Here is a 22,605-nt window from a genome sequence, read left to right as displayed (position 1 = left end):
CGGGTGGTCCTTCTCGGTCAGGCGCCGGCGGGGGCGAGACGGTGCACGGGGCGCGGGTAGGAGGGCTTGAACGACACCGGGGTGGTGGCCGAGGAGGTGACGGCGGTCGCCAGGTCGGCGGCCTTGACGGCCTCGGTGACGGCCGCGTCCAAGGCGTCAGGCTCGCAGGCGACCCGGGCGTTGACGACGGCCCGCCCGGCCGGCGCGTGTGCGTCGGCGGCGCGGTCGAGCGTGGGCTGCGCGCCGGACTCGGTGAGGCTGAGCTTGGCGAAGTCGCCCTCGGCGGTCTCCACGGTGATCTTGGCGTGGCCGATCACGGCGTCGTGTTCCGCGGCCCAGACGGACAGCTCCTGAAGAACTGTGCGGGCCCACGCGGTCGCGTCGAAGCCCTCCCCGACGGCGGTGAGGTCGAGTTCCTGATTCATCCAGGCGAGCTGGGCCTCGGCGGCCGCGTAGCGGTCGTAGTCGATGTCGAGGACGACGTCCTCGTTCGTGGCTGGCGCCTGCCACGCGTCGAGCAGCGTGTCCAGGTGGGCGCCCGTGGTGGCCGAGTAACCGACGACGGTCGCCTTCGGGTTGCTCGTACGGAGCGAGGCGAGGAGTTCCTCGGCCCGGTCCGGCTTGATGGTGTCCAGCTTGTTCACGGCGATGACGTCGGCCTCGGTGACCTGCTGACGGAAGAGGTACGACAGGTCCGACTCCGGCTCGCCGCGCTCGGCGGCGCGGGCGAACGCCAGGTGCCGCAGGGGGTCGACCACGGTGGTCAGCGGGGCGACGACCATGTCGTCGCCGTAGTACTGGCGCAGCGGTCGCACGACGGTGGCCTGGAGGTCCGTGCAGCTGCCGACGGCCTCGGCGATCACGGTGTCGACGCTGTCGGAGGCGACCAGCGCGACGATGGCTTCGACGAGGTCCTCGAACTTGCAGCAGAAACAGCCGCCGGTGACCTCGGCGACGCTGTCGAGCTTGCTGCGCACCAACTTGGTGTCGACCAGTTCGACGCCCTGGTCGTTGGTGATGACGGCGACCTTGCGGCCCTGCTCCTGGAGCGCGAGGGCGGCGGCGGTCATGGTGGTGGTCTTGCCCGCGCCGAGGAATCCGGTCAGGGGGATGAAGGTGATCATGTGGTCCTTCTCGTCCTTGTCGTGGAACCGGGCGGATCAGCCGCAGCAGCTGTCGCCGGAGCCGCCCAAGAGGGGCAGGTTCGCGGGCTGGGCCGGGGCGGGGGACGCGGCGCCGAACGCGACGCGCCTGCTGTTGCCGAAGGCGTCGAGCCAGGCGCTCGCCTGCGGCCGCAACGCCGGGTCGGAGAGCAGCATCGACGTACGGACTTCGCGCGGAGTGCAGCCGCGCAGGGCCTTCGCCTGGTGGGCTCCGGCGCCGAACTCGACGGTGCGGAGCCCTTCGGCGTAGGCGTCGCGGACGGGCGCGTCCAGGACGAGGGCGAAGTAGATGCCGCTGCGCTCGCCGATCGCGGCGTAGTCGAAACCGGCCCACTTCGGGAAGAGGCGGTGGTTCTTGCGGATGGTGACGCAGGTGGCGACCAGCCCGCCGTCCTTGTAGCCGAGGTAGGCGCGGACGTCCGCGCCCTCGTCGATGAGAGCGGAGAGGATGCCGATGATGTGCTCGGGCTCCTCGCCGGCTCCGTTCTTCTCCCTGTTGAGGCAGGTGAGTTCGGCGATGCGGGCGACGTAGGGCCGGATGTCGGTCCCGTCGACGCGCTCGATGGTCACGCCGGCGGCCTCGGCACGGCGGACATCGCCCTTGATGCGCTGGCGCTTCTTCAGCGGCAGGGCGGCGAGATGTCCTTCCCAGTTCGGCGCGTCGAGGCTCATGAAGTCCTCGTAGCCCCAGAAGGTGGTGGACGCGCCGGCGGCGTCGAGCCCGTCGACGAGGGCGTCGTTGCCGCGGCGGCTGGGTACCCAGGGGGCGACGATGCAGCGGATGCCCGCCTCGAACGCGGCGGGCACGAGCTTCTCGACGATGGACCCCATCAGGGTGGGAGTCCAGAAGTTGTAGGCGACCTCGGTGCGGTAGCCCAGCGGGGAGCCGAGCAGGAGCGTCGGGAAGAACGGCTCGGTTCCCAGGGCGTCGACCTCGGCGCTGCGTGCGGCGTCGGTCTCGGCGCCGCAGCACACCTCCTCACCGGAGGGCGCCTGCCATCCGAGGTAGGTGCGCGGCTCGTGGTCGACGACCGGCGGGGTGGTGAGGATGTAGCCGGGGAGGAGGGCCAGCTCGCCGCGGGCGCGGTGGGCGAGGGTGTGCCAGGGCTGGACGTCGGGGAGTACCTTCTCCGTGGCGCGGAGCCAGGTGGGTCCGAGGTACGGCCACGAATCGGTGAGACCTGCGAGCTCGCCGGTCCAATCCATGTCCGGGAGGGCCTGGCCGGTGGAGATGACGACGCGGGGTGATCCACCCATGTCAGTGTCCTTTTCTTGTGAGCGGGTGGGTCAGCACTTCACGCAGCAGCGGATCTTGCCCGCGTCCTCGGCGTCGGTGCGACGCTCCTGCCAGAGTTCCTCGACGCGCTTGTCGGGGTGGGTCCACTCCACCCAGAAGCCGCGGTCGACCGTGGCGATGTCCTCCATCCAGGGCGACGAGAGCAGCGGGGAGCCCTTGAACAGCAGCAGCCGCGTCTGCAGGGCGGTGGGGTCGGTGACGCGGGCGAGGCCCGTCTCGACCAGCCAGTCCTCGAAGCCGAGGAGTTCCTCGTACTCGATCCACGGGGTGAACGGGATGAACGTCGGGTAGAGCTCGAAGCCGATCCGCTCGGCCTCGTCGACCGCCTCACGCATGTGGTCGACGTCGATGTGCTTGTCGAAGATGCGCAGGATGCGGTTGGAGGGGAACTCGAGTGCGCAGGTGACGCGGCGCAGCCCGAGCGAGACGAGCTTCTCCAGTTCCTTGGTGTAGTCGAGGACGTGGTCGACGCGGGTGGTGAACTCGAACGTGATCGGGCCGATGGCCTCGACCAGTCGCTCGACCACACCGATGCCGATGGTGCGGGAGTTGAAGAATTCGGCGTCGATGAAGCAGAAGTGCCGGACGCCCTCCTCCGCCAGCTGCAGGGCGTCGGCCAGAACGCTGTCGCCGTCGTAGGCGGCGACGCCGCCGTCGTACGCGCCGTAGACGGAGCAGTACGTGCACTTGTGGTGGCAGCCGCGGGACGCCTCGATGTTGCCCATCAGGCCGAACGGCGAGTGATGCGCCGGGTAGTGCACGAGGGAGGGGAAGAGGTCCCGGGCGGGCTTGGTGACCGAGATGCGCCGGCGCGGGGGCTTGGGCCGCATGCCCGCGCGGGTCATCAGGGCGGGCACCGCGTCGAGCGCGATGGTGCCGGCGGCGAGCCGGGCCAACTCCTCGCTGATGAGCTCGGGCTCCTCCATGATGATGCCGTCGGCGACATCGAGGAACTCGCGGTGGTTCATCTGCGCGTACTGGCCGAAGGTCACGACCGTGGTGCCGTACGCCGCCTTCACCCTGCGGGCCAGAGCGATCCCCCGCTCGAGACCCTCGAACTGCTGGACCGAGACGAGCGTGAGGTCGAAGGGGCCCTCCGGAAGGGCGTCGGGAAGCAGGTGCGCGTCCCAGCCGACGACGTCCGCGCCGTGCTGCTGCAGAGCGGCGGCCGCACACGCGGACGTCAAGGGCTGGAGCTCCGCTTCGAACGCGGAGGCAACCAGAACACGGGGACTACTCACACTTCCCCCCAGGGAGTGATCAAGGAGCGTGACGAATCGAGTTGGGGCCGGGTCAGAGCCCAGATCGGTAACGACGCTGTCGACCGACGGCCGGAACCCTGCCAGCGTTGAGCGATGTATGTCAATAGATCGATGAATGACTGAAAGGCCGTCTCCCGACCCCTCGTTGCCACCGAGCACCGCTGCCCCGATTCGTCCTCGTCTGCGGCTGGTTGCGAAGAGAGGTCACGCGCTTGCATCCGGTTGTTCACAGCGCTTGAAGCTGCAAGGAGCGAGGGTGTGGACCAGCGACCCACGCGTCCTCGGAATTCGTGGCCGACCTCCGGCAGCTCACCCGCCGGCCCGGCGTGTGACTCAAATTCAATCGCTGATCATCGATGATTTCGCCCCTGAAGATCTCGCCAGGGCGACTGGGAGGCGGTAGCGTTCGCCCACGGCATCGCGGTCCGCACCCGGGGTCAGCGGGTGAACGGGTACCGATGCCTTGATGCTTCAGCCCTGTCAATGGGGAGTGGGCCGAGCATCATCGCTCAGGTCACCGGCGTCCCACGGCGGCCCAAGGGTCCTGAGCGGGTTCAACGGGGAACGCGGTGAGGATCGCAGGGGCGTCTCGGCTGCGTATTGCCGGCAGCCGTCACCCGCAACCTCGGTGTCTCGCACCGCGCCCGCGGAGCGCCTCCAGGCTCGCCACGATTCCGCCCGCCTCGTCCACGCGACGGGGTGCCAACGGCGGCACTGCCGCGCCCCTTCCACATCCCGACCGCAGACCTACTTGTCACATGGGCCCTGGCCGCGGCGATCCGCCGACGGCTTTTCCCTGACTCCCACCCCCTCCAACACCGCAAAGGCACCGCCATGTCTTTCACGTCCACCGACATCCGCAGCAGAGCATCGCGCATCACCGGACTGCGCGTCCGGCAGAGCGCCTCTGCCGCTTCCGCCGCCCTCCTCCTCTCAGCCGCCCTGACCGGCTGCGCCGGCGCCGCGAAGGCCGACTCGGACGCCATTCAGGCCAGCGGCTCCACCACCGTGGCTCCGGTCGCCTCCGACGCCGCCGAGGCCCTCAAGACCAAGGGCCTGAACATCACCGTCGCCACCCAGGGCGGCTCCGCCGGCGGAATCTCCCAGCTCGGGACCGGCCAGATCAACATCGCGCTCAGCTCCAAGCCCATGTCCGAGAAGGATCAAAAGGCTTATCCCAACACGGACTTCGTCACCACACAGATCGGCGCGGACGCCGTCGGCGTCATCATCACGAAGGAAGTGGCCGACGGCGGGGTCAAGGGCCTGTCCAAGGCGCAGGTGGCGGGCCTGTTCGAGGGGAAGATCACCAACTGGAAGGAGGTCGGCGGTCCCGACCTCCAGGTCTTCGTGTACGACAAGGAGCCCGGCCGCGGCACCCGTGAGGTGCTCGACAAGTTCATCTACGGCAAGGACGACCCGCCGGCCCCTCCCAAGTCCGCGAACTACGCCATCGTCGGCGGCAACCTGGAGACCCGCAACAAGCTGAACTCCACCCGCGGTTCCGTCGCCCCGCTGTCGACCGGCTTCATCGACGGTCACCCCGAACTGGTCGCCGTGCCTCTGGAGGGCGTCGCCCCCACCCTGGCGAACGTGGCGTCCGGCAAGTACCCGATGACCCGTCCTCTGTACATGATCACCAACGGCAAGCCGAAGGGCACCGTCAAGCAGTACATCGACTACATCCTCTCGGCCGAGGGCCAGAAGTTGCTGCCGAAGCACGGCTACCTCACGCGCGAGCAGATGGGCCTCTGACCATGGGTCTCACTCTGGAGCGCCCCGCCCAGGCGCCCGGACCCACCCTGCCGCGGCCCTCCTCCGGGAGCGGCCGCGGCAGCCGGGCGAGATGGGTCTGGGGTTGGGCGTACAGCGGCGTCCTGTCCGTGCTGCTCACCCTCGTGGTCCTGCTCGGCTACCTGGTCACGGGCATCGCAAGCGGTACCGTCGACTGGGCGGCCCTGTTCACCTCGTCCACCTGGAATCCGGGCACCCTCGCCTTCGGCGGCCTGGCCATGATCTACGGCTCGGCGGCCGTATGCGTCCTGGCACTGGCGCTCGCCGTGCCGATCGGCTGGGCGGCGGCCGTCGCTCTGTCCGAGTACCTGCCGCCCCGTCTTGCCAAGCCACTGCGCCTGAGCATCGAACTCCTGGCAGCGGTCCCCTCCATCGTCTACGGCCTGATCGGCATCCTGGTGATCCGGCCGTTCGTGGCAGACCTCGGTGACGTGCCGGGCGGCGACAGCCTTCTCGCCGCCGGCATCGTCCTCGCCGTGATGATCATGCCGACGATCGTGGCGGTCAGCGTGGACGCACTGTCCGCCGTACCCGGCCGGTACCGCGAGGCGGCGTACTCCCTCGGTCTGACCCGCAGGGAGGTCGTCCGATCCGCCGTCCTGCCCCAGGCCCGGTCGGGCATGCGCGCCGGCGTCCTCCTCGGCCTGGCCCGCGCACTGGGCGAGGCCATCGCGGTCTTCATGGTCATCGGCCGCGCCGACGGACGGTTGCCTCAGTCGCTGGGGGACATCTTCTCTTCCCTCGTCCGCCCCGGTCAGACGCTCACCACCAAGCTGGCCGGTCCAGAGCCGATGCTGGCGGGCACCTCCGGCCCGTACTTCGCAGCACTGTGCGGACTGGGCGTCATCCTGCTGGCCCTGGTCGCCGCAGCCACCGTCTGGGGCACCCGCGGCTCCACGGGACGGACCGCGCGCGCCCCGCGCGCCCGTCGGTCCTCCGCATGGCTGCGCACTCCGAAGGACCGGGTCACCACGGTCGTCCGTCTCGGGGCCTTGCTGCTGCCGGGGGCTCTGCTCGTCGGCATGCTCGGCATCCTGTTGGCCCGCGGCGGCGCGGCACTCAATCCGGTCTTCTGGTTCTCACCCTCCGAAGGCGCGGCAGGTGGCGGCATCCGCGACCAGATCCTCGGTACGCTCCTGCTCCTCGCGACGACGGCGCTGATCGCCCTTCCGCTCGGCTACGGAGCAGGCATCGTGATCGGCACGCGTGCCTCCGCGAAGACCGCCCGCGTCCTGGAGACGCTGACCGTGGCGATCGGCGGGACGCCGACCATCCTGCTGGGCCTCGCGGGGTACGTCCTCTTCTGCACGACCATGGGCTGGGGCCGTTCCTGGCTGGCCGGCGCCGTGGTCCTGGTGCCCGTGGTGGTGCCGGTGGTGGCCCTCACCACCGCGGGCCGGATCCGGAGCATGCCGGCGGAGATCACCGAGGCCGCATTGGCCCTGGGCCTCACCAGCTCGCAGTACGTCCGCTCCGTGGTCATCCCGTACACCTGGCCGGCCACGCTCACCGGCCTGCTGCTCGGCCTGGCCCGCGCGGCGGGCGAGACGGCACCTCTGATCTTCACCGCCACGGTGTTCTTCGGGGCTCCCGCCCTCCCCACCGGCATCGTCAACGCTCCGGTCCAGGCCCTGCCCACGCACATCTTCACCCTGTCGCAGGACTCTGGCGCCCCCGAGGCGATCGCCCAGGCGTGGGGCAGCGCCCTCGTCCTGGTCCTGATCACCGCGGGCCTGCTCAGCCTGGCGGTCCTCCTGCGCAACCGCTTCGAAGGAGCACGACGATGGACGACGTGACAACAGCTGCCACGACCACGGACAAGATCGTCGACGGGACCGTCATCGCGGCCCGCGACCTGCAGATCCTCGACGGCACCAAGCGCCTGGTCGGACCGGTGACGTTCGAGCTGGCCGCCGGATCCACCACAGGCCTGTGCGGCCCGTCGGGCGCGGGCAAATCGACCGTGCTCCGCGCCCTGGTCGACCTGCTGCCCCACGGGCTCCGCCGTCAGGGCGAGGTCGAGGTCCTCGGACGTCCGGTCCGCTACGGCAAGGGCGACGCCGACCTGCGCAGCACCGTCGTCCTCGTGCCGCAGACCCCCGTGGTCTTCGGCGGCAGCATCCTGGACAACGCCCTGTTCGGCCTCCGTCACCTGGTGCGGGCGTCCCGGGCAGAGATGCACGACCGCGTCGAGCAGGCGCTGCGCGAGGCGGGCCTGTGGGGCGAGGTCTCCGACCGGCTGGACACGCCGGCCCAGACGCTCTCCAACGGTCAGCGTCAACGGCTGTGTCTGGCGCGGGCCTTGGCCCTCGAACCGGCGGCCCTCCTGCTCGACGAGCCGACGAGCGCTCTGGACGAGCGGAGCCGTGACACGGTCGAGGAGTCCGTGGCGGCTCTGCGGGGCAACCGGACGGTCCTGCTCGTCTCGCACGACCCCGCACAGGTGGAACGGCTCTGCGACCGGACGGTCCGCATCGACCTGACGAACACCTGCGAGCCATCCGCAGCCGCGATCTGAACGCTCGTCCGCCCTGCGGGACTCGATGGACCTGGGTCCGCCCTCGCGGCGAAAGCGCGAGGGCGGACAAGGAACGTGCTGAAGATCCCGGCGACTCCGACGGCCAACCCAACGCCGAGAACTCCAACTTGCCGAGATGTTAACGACTTTGCGCCAAACGCACCCAGGAATCGACTTCTGTACCGGTAGGTGCGGTACGTCTCTTGGATGGACTTGTGCCCCATCGGTTCCGCGACGTCGGTGATGGGGATGCCGCTGCCGTGAGCGTTCGAGGCGAAGCAGTTCCGGAAGCCGTACATGCCCACCCCCTTCTCTGGCGGGAGGTCCGCGAAGAGCCTCCTCACCCGACGCCGCTCCATGCCCTCGGTGAAGTAGCAACCCGGCCCACTCAGCAGATAGCCGTCCTTCGTCGTGCCGTGCTTCTCCTCGATCGCTTCCCGCACCGACCGCGGCAGCGGCACCTCCCGGAACTCGCCCACCTTGCGGTGCTTCAGCTTCGCTGGCCTCAGCGTGTTGGAGTGGATCCGCTCCCGCACCCGGTACACATCCTTATCCACGGCGTTGTTCACGTTCAAAGTCCGCGACTCTCGACCATCGTGGGCATGATCGAGTTCAGCTTCCGCGATCCCAAGGGCGGGACGATGTGCACGTTGATCGAACTGCCGACGTGCCAGCCGGTGGAGTACTCAGCCATCCGGCGCTGCCGAGGTCGCCACTGCCTGGCGTACTCCTCGACCGTCAGCTGACCAAGTTCGCGGCGGGCCGCCGCCACGGTGGGCGCCGTGGTCTTCTTCTCCGCATAGAGCTGGGTGAAGGACACGAGGTGGTCGGTGTTAGTAAGCTCCGCCGGGGCGATGAGGACCGACACGTCGGGCCGCAGTGAAGTCGAGGCGCAGCTGGCGCCCCACCGGCCGCATGACTCGCAAGTGCAGCGGGGGCTGGATATGCCGGCAGCTTGCTGAGGCATTCGAAGCCCTACTACGGGCGCGTCTCGGTCCGCCACGGACACGTCCTCGCGTCCACATCCCCAGGTGCGCCGCGATTTGTCAAGTCCCCCTGGTGTCAGGAGAGGTTTCGTCTAGCGTCTGATCTGCTCGCGAAGGGATGGAGGCAGTGCTTATGAGCGGGAGCGGAGGGAAGCGAAGCCGTCCTTCATCCACAGCGGTTCTCGCCGTGTGGGTCCGCAGTGGAGGCAGGTGCATGCTGTGCAACACGTACCTGCTGGAGGGGGCGATGTCGGCACGGACGCTTCCTTTGGGGGAGGTCGCGCACATCGTCGGGCAGAGCACTGATCCGCGCTCGCCGCGCGGCGGGGATATGTTGGAGAAGGCGTTGCGGGATGAGGCAGATAATCTGATGCTGCTGTGTGCCCAGCAACATATGGAGATCGATGCGAAGGCCACGCTGGACGTCTTCACCGTCGAATGGCTGCGCCGTGTGAAGCAGGAGCATGAGGACCGTGTCAGGCACCTGACCGCGCTGGGGCCGGAGAGGGCCACCACGGTGGTGCGGATGGTGGGGTCGGTGCACGGAAATGCGGTCGAGCTGTCGCGGGAGACCGCTGCGGACGCTGTGACGGCAGGCCGCCGATTTCCTTTGTACCTGGAGTCCTACACCCGGCACGGTGTGGAGATAGATCTGCGGCACACTCCCGGCGAGCAGGCAGCCGCTGGCTGGGACGCAGAATCTGCCGCCGAGGCCAGCCGTCACTACTATCGGCAGGCGACCAAGGTCATCGATGACGTGGTCCTCAACCGGCTGCGACCAGGGATAGAGCGGGAATCCGTGCAGCACGTGAGCGTGTTCGGATTCGCGCGTCTGCCATTGCTGGTCTATCTCGGGTCGCTCTTGGACGACACCGTGCCGACGGACGTCTACCAACGTCATCGGCACGAGCAGTCCTGGGTGTGGTCTGCCGAGAGCGGCCCGGTCACCGAGTTCGCCGCGCATCCGGTTCGGGCCGGGGCCGACGAGGACGAGGCTGTCGTCGTGATGAACATCTCCGGGATCATCGCCCCTTCTGAGGTTCCGCGGGAGCTTACGGCGCTGCGCCGCTACGAGGTCAGCCCGGTGGGCACGAAGGCCGGTCCGGACATACTGCGGTGCCGGGCGTCACTACAACAAATGGAGAAAACCCTACGGACGCTTCTCGCGCGGCTGGAAAGAGAGGCAAAGTCGCTGCGCCGCCTGCACGTCCTGCTTGCCGTTCCCCTCTCCGCAGCAATCGCCCTGGGCCGTGCTCACCATCCGCAGGTGCACCCGCAGCTCGTGATCTACGAGCGCTTGGCGGGCAGCTATATGCCCACCTTGGAGGTGGGGCAGGTTCCCGGCTGACCTGTGCACGGCGGCCCGTCGTGCGGCGCCATGGAGCCCCTTCTCAACAGGTCTTGGAGGTGTGAGGTGTGTGGCCGCGGCGGGGTATGCCGAGTTCTGCCGGAGCGGATCTGGGGATGCGGGTCTTGCTGGCGCCCGGCAGCCTGAAGAGGCTGCCGGCCCTACTGGGGATGCAGGGCCGCAGATCTAGAAGCGCGGGAAGTGCTCACTACTCGCTGTAAGGAATGAAGCGGTGTGCCGGGGCTGTCCCCGTGTGGGGCTGGGCGCACAGGTGCGTCCCGGATACGGGGTGGCGCATCTGGATGCCCAGCAGGGTTATCAGGGTGCCGGTGGTTGCCATCAAGTCGGCGGCGGAGCCGTGGAACGTGGGAGTGGAGCAGCCTCTTGTGGGGCGCAGTTCGTCGTCCGGGGCGGGTTCGGCCCACAGTGCTTGGTACGCCTCGAGGTTGGGGGAGCTAAGGACGTGGCGCCCAGCGGCGTGATCGATGGTGGACAGGGGGGTGTGGGTGTCAGCGGCGGCGATGGTGAGGATTCCCAGGCTGGCGGTGAGGCTGTCCGTGGCGAGCTGGGCCAGGACGGCTTTGCGGTGGGGCTGCTGGGCGAGAAGGTCGAGAAAACGTCCGGCGGTGATGCTGACGGTGGCGTCGATGATGAGATCGGCTTGGTCCGCGGCAGTCAGGAGGGCGGGGTCGGGGGGCGGGATCACGATGTCGATGTGGATGTCGTCGCGGATGGTCCGCAGGTGGGAGGCCAGTGCTGTCGCCTTGGTCATGCCGATGTGGTGTTCGGTGTAGTTCTGCCGCACCAGCAGGCCTCCGGTGACACGGCCGGGGTCGCAGAGGGTGAGATGTGAGGCGCCGGCCCGGGCCACCATCTCGGCTGCCCAGGAGCCGATGCCGCCACAGCCCCAGATGTGGATGTCACAGTCCTGGAACGCGCGGACGGGGCGGAGGGTGTCACGGCGGGTGGTGACTTCGGCGCGTTCGTCGGAGAGGTAGCACCATGCGATGGAGGCGTGGGCCAAGGCCTCGGGCAGACTGCCCAGGCGACTGGGGGTCGCGCGGCGTGCGAGGCGGCGCAGCGTGTCGCCGGCCTGGGGCGGCAGGCGGCCAGCGAGGAGGAAGGGGGACGCTGCGGGTGTGGCGGGGTGTCGGACGGCCAGGACGAAGTACTGGGCGGTGCCTTCGGGGTTACGCAGGGCACTGGCGGCGAGCGCGGTCAGCAGCGCCGGGCATGGCGCGTCGGCCGGTTGCGGGACGTGGGCAGTGGCGGGGTGGATGAGAGTGAGGAGTTCGGCCAGAGTGCTGCCCGCACCCAGGGGCAGCGCGTCCGTTGGCAGGATCGGGGTGCGGTGGCTGTTGGAGTCCGCGGGGGTGCTGGTCAGGTCGAGCCGGTCGGTAGTGCGCTGGGTGAGCCATGCCATGGCCGACCGGTGGGAGACAGGTTCTCGTACGACGACGGTGGGAGTGCCCGGGGTGTAGTGCAGGACACCGCCGACGGGGTGGTAGAGCGCGGTGGCGGGATCGAACCTGCCGGCTGCGGCATCGCTGAGCCACTGCCACAGGCGGTTGATGACGGGAGCGATTCCGGCAGCGGGGTCCCATTCGCGGGCCGGATCGAGGTAGAGGCACAGTCGATCACCCTGGAGGATGTGCGGGGTGCCGGCGAACCGAATGTGGGGGGTGCGCACCTGGGGCGGCATCATCGGGGTGGCGGGCAGAGTGAGCAGGAAGTCCTCACTCTCCTTGAGCTGCAGTCCTCCTGGAGCATGTGACGTGCCGCCGGTGCAGACGCTGATGGGGATGGTAACCAGGCCGTCAGTGTCGGTACGGGGGCGGCCGGTGATGCGCAGGTCCGGCTCGTGCGCGGCTGCCAGCGCGGTGAGCTCCTCCAGGAGGCGACGCTGGGAGAGGCTGGGGCGGGCTGCGGGCGACTTGCGCTTGGTCATCCGGCACGTCCAGTGCGGGAGGTCGTGGTGATGAGCAGCGGGGTGGCGAACTTGGCCACCGTGGGTGTGAGGGAGGCGGCGGCACTCGGCTGGCCAGGGAAGGCGTCGCCGAACAGCTTGCGCCACAGTCGCACGCTGCGGTCGTAGTCCGGCTCGTCGTAGGCTTCGCGGATCTCGCGGGCGTGGGCGTGGATGCGGGCCCGGAAGTAGCTGTAGGTCGTCTGGTCCCAGCGGTGGTCGAAGGTGACGCCCGATCCGGAAGGGTCGGCGATGGAGGGCTTGCAGGGGCGCTCCTGCAGCCATCGGTCGAGGTCCTCGACGACGGTGAGCAGGGTGGTGGGCACGTCGCTGTAGCAGCCAGGGTCCATGAGCTTCTTGATCTCCTCGACGCACTCGCCGAGCAGCGTGGTAAGGATGATGGAGCGGGTGCCGGTGAAGGAGCCGCGGTGGTTGCGCAGGTACTTCATCAGGCGGATGACCTTGCGCAGGTTGTTGTTGGCGATGCCGTCCTTCTCCTGCATCCATGCGGTAAACCCGGCCGGGTTGGTCTGCTCCCAGGTGTTGGTGTCGCGGTTGACGATCACCTCGCGGCCGTCGGCCAGCTGAAGGTAGGGGACGATGTCGACGTGCATAGAGTTGGCGTAGCTGAGCTGCACGCAGCGGCACTTGCGGGTGTGAGGCATGGCGCCGTAGATGTTGTGACGGTCGAGCGCGGCGTAGACCTTGTCGATGTAGGTCTTGGGGCTGTCGGCCCATTCGGTGTTCTCGGTGAAGTGGAGCATGAAGTCGGCGTCGAACTCGCTGTCGCCGACGGGGTTGATGATGGTGCGCTGCGCCCAGGAGCCCTGAGGCCTCTTGCCGCGGATGAGCGAGCCGAGTTCAGAGTCGGCCTTGAGGGCCTTGTAGATGGCCTCGACGCGTACTTCGAGGAGGGTGAGCTTGGCCTGGCTGAGGTTCACGGTGTTCTTGAGGAAGGTGTCGAAGTTCTTGCGGCACTGCATGGCGAGGATTCCATTCTGTGGCGAGCCGGCAGAGGGCTCAGGGTGACGAAATGGGGCAGTGGCGGCATGCCGATGGGAGACGTGACGGAATGCGGCATGAAGGGACCGCGAAGGCATATGGGCTTGCCCGCGATGGGGCGCGGGGGTGCGCACATGGGTGTGCTTGCGCGAAGGGCCTGGCGTGGGCTCGCGGAGGGGGCCGGCCATGGCACTGGACAGAGGGTCGGCCGATGCACAGCATCAGCGGATGGCTTTGGGTGACGGCTGGCCATCGAGGGGAGCCGGTGCGGTCCGGTCGACGATGCCGGCCATCGTGGCCAGGTACGCGTACGCGGTACCGCCCGGGGTGGCTTCTCCCGTCAGCCTCACGCCGAGCAGGGGCCACCCGTTATACGCAGAGACCGGTCACTCTCTGCGGTAACAAGTCCACCACACGCAGCGACATTCACGCAAGGCTCTTTTTGAAGGTCAGTCTGACTGACATGCCTTCAGTGCGGGCCTGACGGTGGCTGGTTCGACTCCTCCCCCCTCAGCCTTCGGCATACTGGGGCGGGAGAAGTGAGGGGGCACGGCTCCTAAGCGGGCGTGGCAGGGCGGCGCCAGGAACGCGCAGCGCGCGGCAGAGGGTCGGGTCGGCGGCCGGGGCCAGGTAGTGTCAGTGAGCGGGGCCGGAGACGATACCGAGGTTCATCAGGCGGTAGGTCATGGCCATCTCACTCAACTGGAAACGCTTGGCCAGGACCCGCACGAGGTCGTGCGTCGTGCGGAAGCTAATGTGCTGTGCTGCCCGGCGGACCATGTCCTCCGGGGCCAGCAGCGCCGCGGCGAATCGGTTGGCGTCGATCTCCTCGCGGTCCGTCGCCATGCTCGAGACCGCGTTGCGGTAGTTCACGCGCGCGTCGGTGTCCAGAATAAGCGGGCGTCCTTCGTGCAGGCGCAGGTGCCCCAGTTCGTGCGCCACCGTGAAACGCCGCCGTTCGAAGGAGTGCGCCTGGTTGACGCCGATGACGCAGGCTCCGTCCTTGCGTAGGAGCATGCCAGAGACGTCGTCGTCCATGTGCTGCGGGACGACCAGGACGCCGAGGTGTTCGGCCAGGGCGAAGGGGTCGACCGGCGGGGCGTCGATCCGGAATTCCCGCAGCAGCCCGCGGGCCGCGAGGTCAGGCTTCGCCACGGACACCCCTCCTCTTCGAGGCCTGCGCCCACACCGCGGCAACATCGGCGGCATGCCGCGCGGCAAGTCCGGCCGCTTCGTCCAAGTGGAGCGAGGGAAGCAGGTCAGCAGGGTCCGCGTTGACCGCTGCGGCGATCAAGGCAAGCCGGTAAAGGGGCGGGGTTTGGGTTCCGGACTCGATGTTCGTGATCGAGCCGCGCGTCAGCCCCGCTTGACGCCCTACGTACTCCTGCGTCACCCCGGCCCGTATCCGCGCCTCACGGATCAGCCGGGCAACGGTCTCGTTGAACTTTCGCTCGTCCACGTATCCCCCAAGCGCTGCCAGTCTCACTGACAACCTAGTTCCCTGCCCTGCACCCGACCAGCCCTGGGCGGTGACACGCTGACCGGACCGGCCTACTTCACGTGGCCGCCGGACGGCAAAGTTTGCCTGGACATGGCGGGATGCCGTCAATCGACAGAAGGCGCACAGGACCTGCGGCGACAGGAGCACTGCCGATCACCGATCGGGACGAGACGAGCACGTGCGGTGACAGGACTGCCCAGCCTGCGACTATGCTGGCAACGTGTGCGGGGACCTCTACGCCACGCCAAGCCTGTGTCAGGAGTGGGAGAAGGAGTGCGAGCACCCCGCCAAGTTGTCGATGTCGGAATCGTCGAATCCATCTCAGGCCCCTACTGTGGCCTCGCGCTGAGCAACCGCGAAGAGATCGCTACGGCAGGCACCGAGTCACGCACCGAAGCATCCAACCCTGCGGAGTCCTGGTGAGCACACCCAAAAGAAGAGGAAGTTCGTTCCACAGGTCCGAGTGGCTCGCCAGCCGCCGCGACCCCAGCAGCCCCCTGGCCGACCTCCGCGGCCCCGCCCACCGCGCCCGTGCGATCGGCGCCGTGATTCGCACGGGAGGGGCCCGCGGCGAGTCCGAGAACGAGATCGCCCGCTGCATCGAAGCCGCCGTCGCCGCAGGGTGACCCCTGAGTCTCTGGGTGAATCGCCCGGCGGGGACAGCGGCGCTGTCACCTGATCAGTTGCAGGAGCCAGTACACCGCCTCTATTCCGCCCAGTGGTTTCCGGAGACCCGCAAAGCCTCCGCCCTCCGCGGCACCTGGCGGTACCTTCGAAGTCACGACGACGCGTGCTGATCAAGGGGCCTGGGCGATGACTGAGTCGAATGACGCTTCGCTGACTGAGGTGACAGCTTCAGGACACCGCAGCATAGCCGCAGGCGGTGATGTGATTCTCGCAGTGACTGGCGACCAGAACGTCGTCAACCAGTTTCTGATCTTCGGAGGTAGGGAGTCAGCGCCCTCAGGAAGCGCAGAGGGCCGCGCTTCCATCCCAGCCGTTATACCTGTGCTGATCGGTCATCTCAGCTGGGTCGGAGACTCCGTGTCGGTGCACCCCGGTCGCCGTCTGGTGAAGGCTTACGTTGAGCAAGCTCTGCAGGCGATCGATGCCCCGGACCTGGTGGCGTACGGGGAGGAACAGGGCAACGGCGATGCGCTACTTCTCTTTACTGGAGGCCTGGACCTGTGTGAAGTAGGAGCCACGCTGCTCGACATTCTGGACCGAATGATGGCCGAAGACTGGTGCAGCGCCGCGAGGATGCCTGGATATCTCTTGCCGCAGTTGCGTCTGATCCTTCATTCCGGGTTCGGTGAGTACGACGGATCACGTCTCTCAAGCCCCTACCTCGCACGGACCCTTCGAGCACACGCTCGGACAACAGCCCTCCAGGACGCATACGCAGGCGATGCTGTCGGTGTGGTGGCGCTGGTGACGAGTGAGGCCTACGACGCCAGGATCTACAACCGGCTCACAGGAAGCGGTCAGCGTTGGCTCGCCTTCTCCCAAGAGGTGGCTGACGCCCCGCCTCTGCGGTTTTGGTCGCGCGGGGCGCTCAGCTCAACGACCCACCAACAGGAGTGAAAGGTGCTCGCGGTGCGTCCTTCCCGCAGCAGGTAGGCTGCCGCACCAGTCCAAGTCCAGACAGGGGGCGTTGTCATGTGGGGTTGGCGCAGAGGTGTGCTGTGGGCTGTGGCTGTTGTCTCGGGTCTCACCTGCGTAGGGATCGCGCTTGTTCTGTGGTTTAAGAATCTCAGTACGGCAGGAACGGTGGCAGGTCTCGCTGCCAACGTCGTCACCCTCGTCATGACGGTGTTCGCCGTTCGTGGGCTGCTACTGCAATCCGCAGGAGGGGTCACGGCATCAGGCGCAGGTTCCGTAGCTGCTGGGGGCGGTATCGGCAGGGTCGTGACGGGTAACAACAACCAAATGTCAGGACCTGCCCCTGCCCCGTCTGGATCAGGCGTTCCGAACGGGCCGGTGGAAGCATCCGGTGCGAAGTCCGTGGCTGCCGGCGGCCCTATCGATGAGGCCGTCACGGGGGACGGCAACGCCACGTGACAGGGGGGTGGTGGAAGCGTTTCAACTGCCGCAGAGGCAAGGGTGCGTCTTCCCTCCCTCAAGAAGGGGCAGGCAGCCGCGGGCCGGTGTCAGCCTCAGGTGAGGGAGCTGTTGCAGTCGGAGGAGATGCCGGAACAATCGTGACCGGCAGCCACAACACCGTCCTGGTTCAGTTTGTTGCTGGTGCCGTCGGCCCAGCCTCCTTGGAAGAATTGGCCGCTGCCAGCCGGACCCGCCTTGTCCAGCGCTGGCATGCCGTAGGCGTGCCAGTGGCAACGGCTGCCGCATTCGCCGATGATCCACAAGTCGGAGCCCTTCCCGTCGAGGTGGCCGCGCTTCCCGAATTCGGGGTCGTAGTCCTGGAAGGTGTCCTTGGGGCCGGTAAGTCGGTGGCAGCCGAGCGTCAGCACCAGCAAGACATCGCTGCTGCTAGCACCGATGAACGGGCTCCCATTCCCGTGCGTCTCGCAGCAAAAGACTTCCAAGGCAATCTGATCGATGCTGCCACCTATGCCGCGCGTCTGCTGGGGGATCCTGCCGTACGGGGTGTGCGCCTGGTGGTGGACGGGCTGGAGGAGCCTGGTCCGATCCGCGGCGCAGAATTGCTAAGCCAGGCCCTTAGCTGGACTGCGTCCGCGGCCGGTGCGCGCTGGCGCATCCTGGCGACCGCGCGGCCCGGCTTGGAGGTGGAGGCTGAGCTGCGCAAGACGATGCCTGAGCTAACCGGGGATGAGGCCGCGGCGCTGATGGACCGTCTCGGTGGTGATGGCTCCGCCGTGCAAAGTTCTCCCATGGTGCGCAGCGTGTTGTGTCGCCCCCTGTTTACCATCATCGGAGCCCGGATTCAGCAAGACCACGGGCGTCTGCCTCACAGTCCGATTGCCTTCCTCGATGCCTTGGTCACCCGGGCCCTGCGCGACGTTGGAAGCGTCAAAGAGGCCCGTGCCGAGCGGCTCATCCAGCAGCTCGCCGCGGCCTGTCTCAGCGGAGGCGGGCTGGCGGCAGCCGCCGACGTAGGCAGTCCCGGCGAGACACAGGCGCTCCTGGAGACCCGGCTGGTTGTTCGCCACGGCAACCGTCATCTCATGTTCGCTCTGCCCGTGCTCGAACAGTACTTCGCCGGCCAGGCTTTGCTGGCCACCGGCGTGCCGGATGAAGTAATGCAGAGCATGGAGTTGCTGGATCGGTGGCGCTATGGACTGGCCATGGCTATCGCTTCAGGCGGCTGGGAGTCGGTACGCAGGGTCATTGAACCCTTGCTGCGTAGTCACCCAGGTGTCGCGGCCTGGGCCACGCATGAGGCCCTCCCCCACACGGCGCCAAGCCGCGAAGGCCCGATGCCGGACCTGACAGCAGACGTAGTAAGCCGACGACTGCAGGGAGCCCTTGATTCCTGGATGCGGGCCCTCAGACCGGCAGGCGGCCATGTCTTCCTGCACATGAACGGGGCTGGTTCGGTCACCGTCGACGCCGGCCTGAACGGCAACGAATTGTGGCTTCACATTCTCCGTCGCGACGGCAAGCACACTCCTGGACTTGCGATCCCGGCCACCGAACGGTGGACGGAACCACACGGGGTGCGCCCCTTGGCTGGATGGTTCGGATCCGTGGCCACCGACTACGGCGCCTGGCCCTGGCAGACGACACTAGCCCTGCTTTCTTCACACCTGGGTGATCTTTGCACCCACAGGGAGTTCGATCTGACCAGCTGCGACGCCTACACCAGGGAACGCCTCTGGCTAGCGGGTGCAGACCTGCTCCACCTCCCTGCCGGTCGATTCACCCCGTTACGAGGGGCCGACGTGTACCAGGCTCTTCAAACGCGCCTGTACGGCACATCTCGACGCCTGCCGGTCCGGTCGACGTTCGGCAGGAGATTCACCGGCCGCAGGGCAGAACTGCTACGGCTCGATGAAGAACTCAGCAGCGGACGTTGGACTGACAGTCACGGCATGCTCCATCACCCCTACACGATTCCTGACCAAGAACGCAGGCCACAGGTGGAGTGGGTATGGGACACCTACAGCGCAGAAAACCTCAGGCTGTGCACAGAGCAGATCCTCACCGCTGCGGTTGAGATCTACGCCGCCCTTGTCGACACCTGGTTCCCCCATCTCAAGGAAACCCTCGGTCTGGCCAGCGCCGCACCCGCCACGCTGATAGCCGACCTGTACACGCCACCCCTCGGGGGGACCTACGACCCACCCCTGATGCGCCTGAACCTCCGCCCTTCGTCTAGCAACTCGATCACGGTCCGGCTCGTCGCATCACTAGAGGATCTGTACGCCCCGGCTCCCAACGGTGCAGCAGATCGTGCCCAGACTGCGAAGTCCCCCTGGGCCCGCCCCAGCACGCCAGCGATCAGCGAGCCGGAAATCTTCGATGAAGCCCCTGCTATCCGCTACGCCTATGCGTGGCTCCACGAGGACCTCCACCGCCTCCATCTCACTGGCGAGGGACCGCGAACTGCAAGCACAGGTCTTCCATAGAACGTGCTGCAAGCACCCGGGTGCTCCCGTTCCGGACGGGGTAAACGTGAGGGAGCCTGTATCGCGCCACTCGCGCGGGTCTCGCCAGCGGGACTACCAGTCGGCCACCGGTCGGAACACCTGAGCGTCCGAGGTGCGGGCCCGCTCCCACGAGGTCAGGAAGTAGGTTTCTGGCATCGTCGTCAGCGGATGATGCGAGCGGAGAGCGCACACGATGACCTCACTGGTACTGAGCGCACCCGGCCACCCCTCCGGCGTCGATCCGCGGTCCGCTTTGAAGAAGGGGTTCCGGGCCACGATGCCCGTAACCCACCGCTCCTGAGGATCGGGCCCCGTCGGCAGGTTCTCCAGGTCCCCGGCTCGGTTGTCGCCCGGGAACGGGTCTGCGGAGACCAGATATCCGACTGCTTCCAGTGGCTCGTGGGCGCCCAAATTCCCAAGGGCTACGGAGGGACCGGCCAGCGGACGGAAGAATCCGGCGGCCATCACGTCGTATTGTTCGAACAAATGCCGGAGCGGCTGAACGTCGACCGGTACACCGACTAGCTGGAACGAAACGTTGCAGCCGACGGCCCGGGAGCCGTCTTGGGAGATGTCCGCGCTGAGGGTGTAGAAGCCCCCGCCCGCGCAGGTGTCGAAGTAGGTCACCTGCTCGGAGTGATGGATTTCCTCCTCGGAGAGGTCCTTGTAGCGCTTCGCCCTGGCTGTGAGGGCCTCGACGAACTCGCGTGCGCCGGCGCCATGCCACGCTGTAGTCAGCTGTCGGATGCTCCAGCTCGGTTGAGACGTCGTCCACCCCATGGAGTTGAGAGTGTGAACGAGATCGATAAGGCCCCGCTCGTCAAGTCGGCTGACGGGGAGATCCAGGGTCACACCGCTGCCGTCCGGAATCACCCAGTCAACGTCCGGGAGTTCCTGTACGAAGACCAACCCTGAGAAGCCGCCTTCCTTCATCACGTACGGGAGCGGTTGCAGGTCCACTCCAAGGATCGTCAGAGCTGCGGCAGGCAGGTCCGTAACCGGCCGACGGCGAGCGCGCCTCGTGATCTCCGGGCTCAGGTGGACACGCCCGTGAACCATGAGCTCGTCCCGCTTGGTGCGCAGGAGATTGGCGAGCGATTCTGGTGTACGAAGGACCTGCGACAGATCCTTCTGTTTGATGAGCAGGATGGGATGCTTCCCTCTGAACTTCGCCACCTCTTCGATGACAGTGTCCGTGAAGCCCGACATGCTGATGATCACGCCCACTGCGGAGGGGACAGCTCGCTCCATCCGAGCCCGTACGGCATCGAAGGTGTCCACATCGATTGGGGCCTTTTCCCATTTAGCCTCGATCAAATACCAGGCATCCCCGTAGATAGCGAGAATGTCGGTCTGTCTCGGTCGGGCGGTACCAGCGTTGCGCTGAACACGGAAGTGGGCGTTCTTGAAGAGCCGCTCCAGCAGCTCCTCGAACTTCCGGCCACGCCAATGCGCGTCCGGGCTGGACTGGAGCTGCTGAAACTCCGACACCAGCAACGATTCCCACATAGCTACGTTTCCCCTAACCCCAACCGGCTCGCCCGAAGACAGGTGCCGTTTGCGATCCAGCGGACCTCACACCTGCGTGGCCTGGATGCTATGCGGACCCACCGACACTCGGGGTCGTGCGACCAAGCCTCATGGCAGGGAACAGGGCAGGAGCGAGCATGCCGAGGACGAAGGTCCGGACCATTTCCGGGCCAGCCCCCGCCGGAGAGCCCCGCCTGCCGCGATTTCCACAGGTAGGCATGGGTGCGGCTGCTGTACCACCGGCACACGAAGAACCTGCTGTTCCTTGAAAACAAAAGAATCAGGCGGCTTCCCAGAGGCCTGCGTCCAGGATCCGGGCGGCCTTGGTGACGCTGCCCGGCATCAGGTGCCGGTACGTGCGGTACGTCTCCTCGATGGACTTGTGCCCCATCCACTCCGCGACGTCGGTGATGGGGATGCCACTGCCGAGGGCGTTCGAGGCGAAGTAGTGCCGGAAGCCGTACATCCCCACCCCCTCCTCCGGCGGGAGGTTCTCGAAGAGCCGCTTCACGCGGCGCCGCTCCATCGGCTCCGTGTACCAGCCGCTGGGGCCGCGCAGCAGGTAGCCGTCCTTCGTGGTGCCGTGCTTGGCCGCGTAGCGCTCGATCGCCTCACGGGCAGACCGGGGCAGTGGCACCTCGCGGAACTCTCCCGTCTTGCGGTGCTTCAGCTTCGCCAGCTTGTGAGTGTTGGAGTGGATCTGCTCCCGCACCCGGTACACGTCCTGGGCCACGACATTGTGGACGTTCACCGCCCGGGCCTCGCCGTTGCGCAGGCCGCACCCCGCCATCATGACGATCTCCAGCGCAAGGTCCTCGTCGGCCGTGGCGAGCGCCTTCTTCACGTAGACGAGGGACGGAATGGCAACCTGCTCACGCACGTACTCCGGCTCCTGCACCCCCTTCACCGGATCGTCCGCCATCGCCCCCTTGTCGTACGCGTCCCGCAGGATCGTCTTCAGGACCCGGAGGATGTTCACCTGGTTGCCCCGGCCGACCCCGTCGCTCTCCATCGCGTCCAGGAAGCGCTCAACCACCATCGGGGTGACCGCGTTCAGCTTCCGCGCTCCCAGACGCGGAACGATGTGCACGTTGATCGAACTGTCGACGTGCTCGCCCGTGGAGTAGTCCGTAATCCTGCGCTGTCGCGGCCGCCACTGTTTGGCGTACTCCTCTACCGTCATCTGACCCAGCTCACGGCGGGCCGCCGCCACGGACGGCGCCGTGGTCTTCTTTTCCGCGTACAGCTGGGTGAGGCGTTCGATCGCGTCGTCCTGCGTGGCGTATCCGGACTCCTCGCGCTGCCTGCCGAGGGCGTCGCGGTAACGGATCGAGTACGGGTGAGGGCAGCGGGTGGGCTTGGCGCAGCCGCAGTCCTTGAAGAAGGACCCCATGCCGCGGGCGAGCTGTCGGGCCATGGCGCGAACCATCCGATCCAGCCCAAGAATCACGCTTAGGCGCCTGTTGCGGGTCGAAGATCAGCAAGCGCGGACACCATGCGGACGCATGCTGACCCTTTGCTGACCGGAGGGAGGCACATGATGCCCCTGACCTGCGGCAACGCCAAATAGCTAGATCTTGGACTTGAACATGGTCCGGAACATGAAAAGACTCCCGAAATGTCTGCTCCCTGCCTGCTTCCTGCAGGTCAAAGGCGTTCTTGGGAGG

Annotated in this window: 17 protein-coding genes; 7 read left to right on the top strand and 10 right to left on the bottom strand. The window is 67.3% G+C overall.

All coding sequences use genetic code 11. The annotated features are described in order from the left end of the window. Positions 1-17: 17 nt before the first annotated feature. From IAG43_RS29610 to arsL, 3 genes are read right to left on the bottom strand one after another with little or no spacing between them, the layout of a single operon-like run. Complete coding sequence (locus IAG43_RS29610) at positions 18-1,124, bottom strand: GTP-binding protein (RefSeq protein WP_187743723.1); 1,107 nt, start codon at positions 1,122-1,124, stop codon at positions 18-20. 36 nt (positions 1,125-1,160) lie between these two features. Further along, positions 1,161-2,420: a GNAT family N-acetyltransferase gene (locus IAG43_RS29605; RefSeq protein ID WP_187743722.1), complete on the bottom strand. Its 1,260-nt coding sequence runs from the start codon at positions 2,418-2,420 to the stop codon at positions 1,161-1,163. A gap of 30 nt (positions 2,421-2,450) precedes the next feature. Beyond that, positions 2,451-3,701, bottom strand: a complete 1,251-nt coding sequence (arsL, locus tag IAG43_RS29600; protein WP_223005997.1) for an arsinothricin biosynthesis radical SAM protein ArsL — start codon at positions 3,699-3,701, stop codon at positions 2,451-2,453. Positions 3,702-4,556: 855 nt separating this feature from the next. Between arsL and IAG43_RS29595 the strand changes: the two genes are divergently transcribed. Genes IAG43_RS29595 through IAG43_RS29585 form a run of 3 tightly spaced genes read left to right on the top strand, consistent with a single transcriptional unit; the run spans position 4,557 to position 8,034 of the window. Then, complete coding sequence (locus IAG43_RS29595; RefSeq protein ID WP_187743720.1) at positions 4,557-5,477, top strand: phosphate ABC transporter substrate-binding protein; 921 nt, start codon at positions 4,557-4,559, stop codon at positions 5,475-5,477. Positions 5,478-5,479: 2 nt separating this feature from the next. After that, the gene (gene pstC, locus IAG43_RS29590) at positions 5,480-7,312 is read left to right on the top strand and encodes a phosphate ABC transporter permease subunit PstC (RefSeq protein WP_187743719.1); all 1,833 of its coding nucleotides are present in this window, start codon (positions 5,480-5,482) and stop codon (positions 7,310-7,312) included. Continuing rightward, positions 7,300-8,034: an ATP-binding cassette domain-containing protein gene (locus IAG43_RS29585; protein ID WP_187743718.1), complete on the top strand. Its 735-nt coding sequence runs from the start codon at positions 7,300-7,302 to the stop codon at positions 8,032-8,034. Before pstC ends, IAG43_RS29585 begins: the two co-directional genes overlap by 13 nt. Before the next feature lie 571 nt (positions 8,035-8,605). On the opposite strand, the gene IAG43_RS34705 is transcribed toward IAG43_RS29585, so the two are convergent. Beyond that, entirely contained in the window at positions 8,606-8,854 is a 249-nt protein-coding gene (locus IAG43_RS34705; protein ID WP_246574616.1) for a hypothetical protein, read from the bottom strand. A 380-nt stretch (positions 8,855-9,234) separates the two neighbouring features. Here IAG43_RS34705 and IAG43_RS29575 point away from each other — a divergent pair, with 380 nt between their 5' ends. Then, a complete protein-coding gene (locus IAG43_RS29575; protein WP_187743717.1) occupies positions 9,235-10,368 on the top strand; it encodes an SAVED domain-containing protein in 1,134 nt (377 codons plus the stop codon). A 208-nt stretch (positions 10,369-10,576) separates the two neighbouring features. Here the strand turns inward: IAG43_RS29575 and IAG43_RS29570 are convergent, their stop codons facing one another. From IAG43_RS29570 to IAG43_RS29555, 4 genes are all read right to left on the bottom strand, one after another. Then, positions 10,577-12,316 (bottom strand): ThiF family adenylyltransferase, encoded by a 1,740-nt coding sequence (locus tag IAG43_RS29570; protein ID WP_187743716.1) that lies wholly within the window; start codon positions 12,314-12,316, stop codon positions 10,577-10,579. Continuing rightward, the gene (locus tag IAG43_RS29565) at positions 12,313-13,317 is read right to left on the bottom strand and encodes an SMODS domain-containing nucleotidyltransferase (protein ID WP_187743715.1); all 1,005 of its coding nucleotides are present in this window, start codon (positions 13,315-13,317) and stop codon (positions 12,313-12,315) included. The genes IAG43_RS29570 and IAG43_RS29565 overlap by 4 nt, the downstream gene beginning before the upstream one ends. 655 nt (positions 13,318-13,972) lie before the next feature. Beyond that, on the bottom strand, positions 13,973-14,491 hold the full coding sequence (locus tag IAG43_RS29560; RefSeq protein ID WP_187743714.1) for an ImmA/IrrE family metallo-endopeptidase: 519 nt from the start codon (positions 14,489-14,491) through the stop codon (positions 13,973-13,975). Further along, the gene (locus IAG43_RS29555) at positions 14,478-14,795 is read right to left on the bottom strand and encodes a helix-turn-helix domain-containing protein (protein WP_187743713.1); all 318 of its coding nucleotides are present in this window, start codon (positions 14,793-14,795) and stop codon (positions 14,478-14,480) included. Before IAG43_RS29555 ends, IAG43_RS29560 begins: the two co-directional genes overlap by 14 nt. A gap of 461 nt (positions 14,796-15,256) precedes the next feature. Here IAG43_RS29555 and IAG43_RS29550 point away from each other — a divergent pair, with 461 nt between their 5' ends. The 3 genes from IAG43_RS29550 (at position 15,257) to IAG43_RS29540 (ending at position 19,387) form a co-directional block, all read left to right on the top strand. Next, positions 15,257-15,463, top strand: a complete 207-nt coding sequence (locus IAG43_RS29550) for a hypothetical protein (protein WP_223005995.1) — start codon at positions 15,257-15,259, stop codon at positions 15,461-15,463. A gap of 187 nt (positions 15,464-15,650) precedes the next feature. Beyond that, positions 15,651-16,421, top strand: a complete 771-nt coding sequence (locus tag IAG43_RS29545) for a hypothetical protein (protein ID WP_187743712.1) — start codon at positions 15,651-15,653, stop codon at positions 16,419-16,421. A gap of 617 nt (positions 16,422-17,038) precedes the next feature. Continuing rightward, a complete protein-coding gene (locus tag IAG43_RS29540; RefSeq protein WP_187743711.1) occupies positions 17,039-19,387 on the top strand; it encodes an NACHT domain-containing protein in 2,349 nt (782 codons plus the stop codon). Positions 19,388-19,480: 93 nt separating this feature from the next. Here the strand turns inward: IAG43_RS29540 and IAG43_RS29535 are convergent, their stop codons facing one another. Together IAG43_RS29535 and IAG43_RS29530 are read right to left on the bottom strand one after the other, a co-directional pair. Further along, positions 19,481-20,917: a restriction endonuclease gene (locus IAG43_RS29535; protein ID WP_187743710.1), complete on the bottom strand. Its 1,437-nt coding sequence runs from the start codon at positions 20,915-20,917 to the stop codon at positions 19,481-19,483. A gap of 301 nt (positions 20,918-21,218) precedes the next feature. After that, on the bottom strand, positions 21,219-22,331 hold the full coding sequence (locus IAG43_RS29530) for a tyrosine-type recombinase/integrase (protein WP_484600525.1): 1,113 nt from the start codon (positions 22,329-22,331) through the stop codon (positions 21,219-21,221). Positions 22,332-22,605 lie beyond the last annotated feature (274 nt).

Origin of the sequence: Streptomyces genisteinicus, assembly GCF_014489615.1 — a bacterium.
In the GTDB taxonomy this organism is placed as follows: Bacteria; Actinomycetota; Actinomycetes; order Streptomycetales; family Streptomycetaceae; genus Streptomyces; species Streptomyces genisteinicus.
Note: the sequence above shows the minus strand (reverse complement) of the source record. Positions and strands in the feature narration are given on the sequence as shown.

Coding starts and splice junctions, on each gene's coding strand:
- IAG43_RS29610 (WP_187743723.1), bottom strand. CDS start 1,124: ATGATCACCTTCATCCCCCTGACCGGATTCCTCGGCGCGGGCAAGACC.
- IAG43_RS29605 (WP_187743722.1), bottom strand. CDS start 2,420: ATGGGTGGATCACCCCGCGTCGTCATCTCCACCGGCCAGGCCCTCCCG.
- IAG43_RS29595 (WP_187743720.1), top strand. CDS start 4,557: ATGTCTTTCACGTCCACCGACATCCGCAGCAGAGCATCGCGCATCACC.
- pstC (WP_187743719.1), top strand. CDS start 5,480: ATGGGTCTCACTCTGGAGCGCCCCGCCCAGGCGCCCGGACCCACCCTG.
- IAG43_RS29585 (WP_187743718.1), top strand. CDS start 7,300: ATGGACGACGTGACAACAGCTGCCACGACCACGGACAAGATCGTCGAC.
- IAG43_RS29575 (WP_187743717.1), top strand. CDS start 9,235: ATGCTGTGCAACACGTACCTGCTGGAGGGGGCGATGTCGGCACGGACG.
- IAG43_RS29570 (WP_187743716.1), bottom strand. CDS start 12,316: ATGACCAAGCGCAAGTCGCCCGCAGCCCGCCCCAGCCTCTCCCAGCGT.
- IAG43_RS29565 (WP_187743715.1), bottom strand. CDS start 13,317: ATGCAGTGCCGCAAGAACTTCGACACCTTCCTCAAGAACACCGTGAAC.
- IAG43_RS29545 (WP_187743712.1), top strand. CDS start 15,651: ATGACTGAGTCGAATGACGCTTCGCTGACTGAGGTGACAGCTTCAGGA.
- IAG43_RS29535 (WP_187743710.1), bottom strand. CDS start 20,917: ATGTGGGAATCGTTGCTGGTGTCGGAGTTTCAGCAGCTCCAGTCCAGC.
- IAG43_RS29530 (WP_484600525.1), bottom strand. CDS start 22,331: ATGGGGTCCTTCTTCAAGGACTGCGGCTGCGCCAAGCCCACCCGCTGC.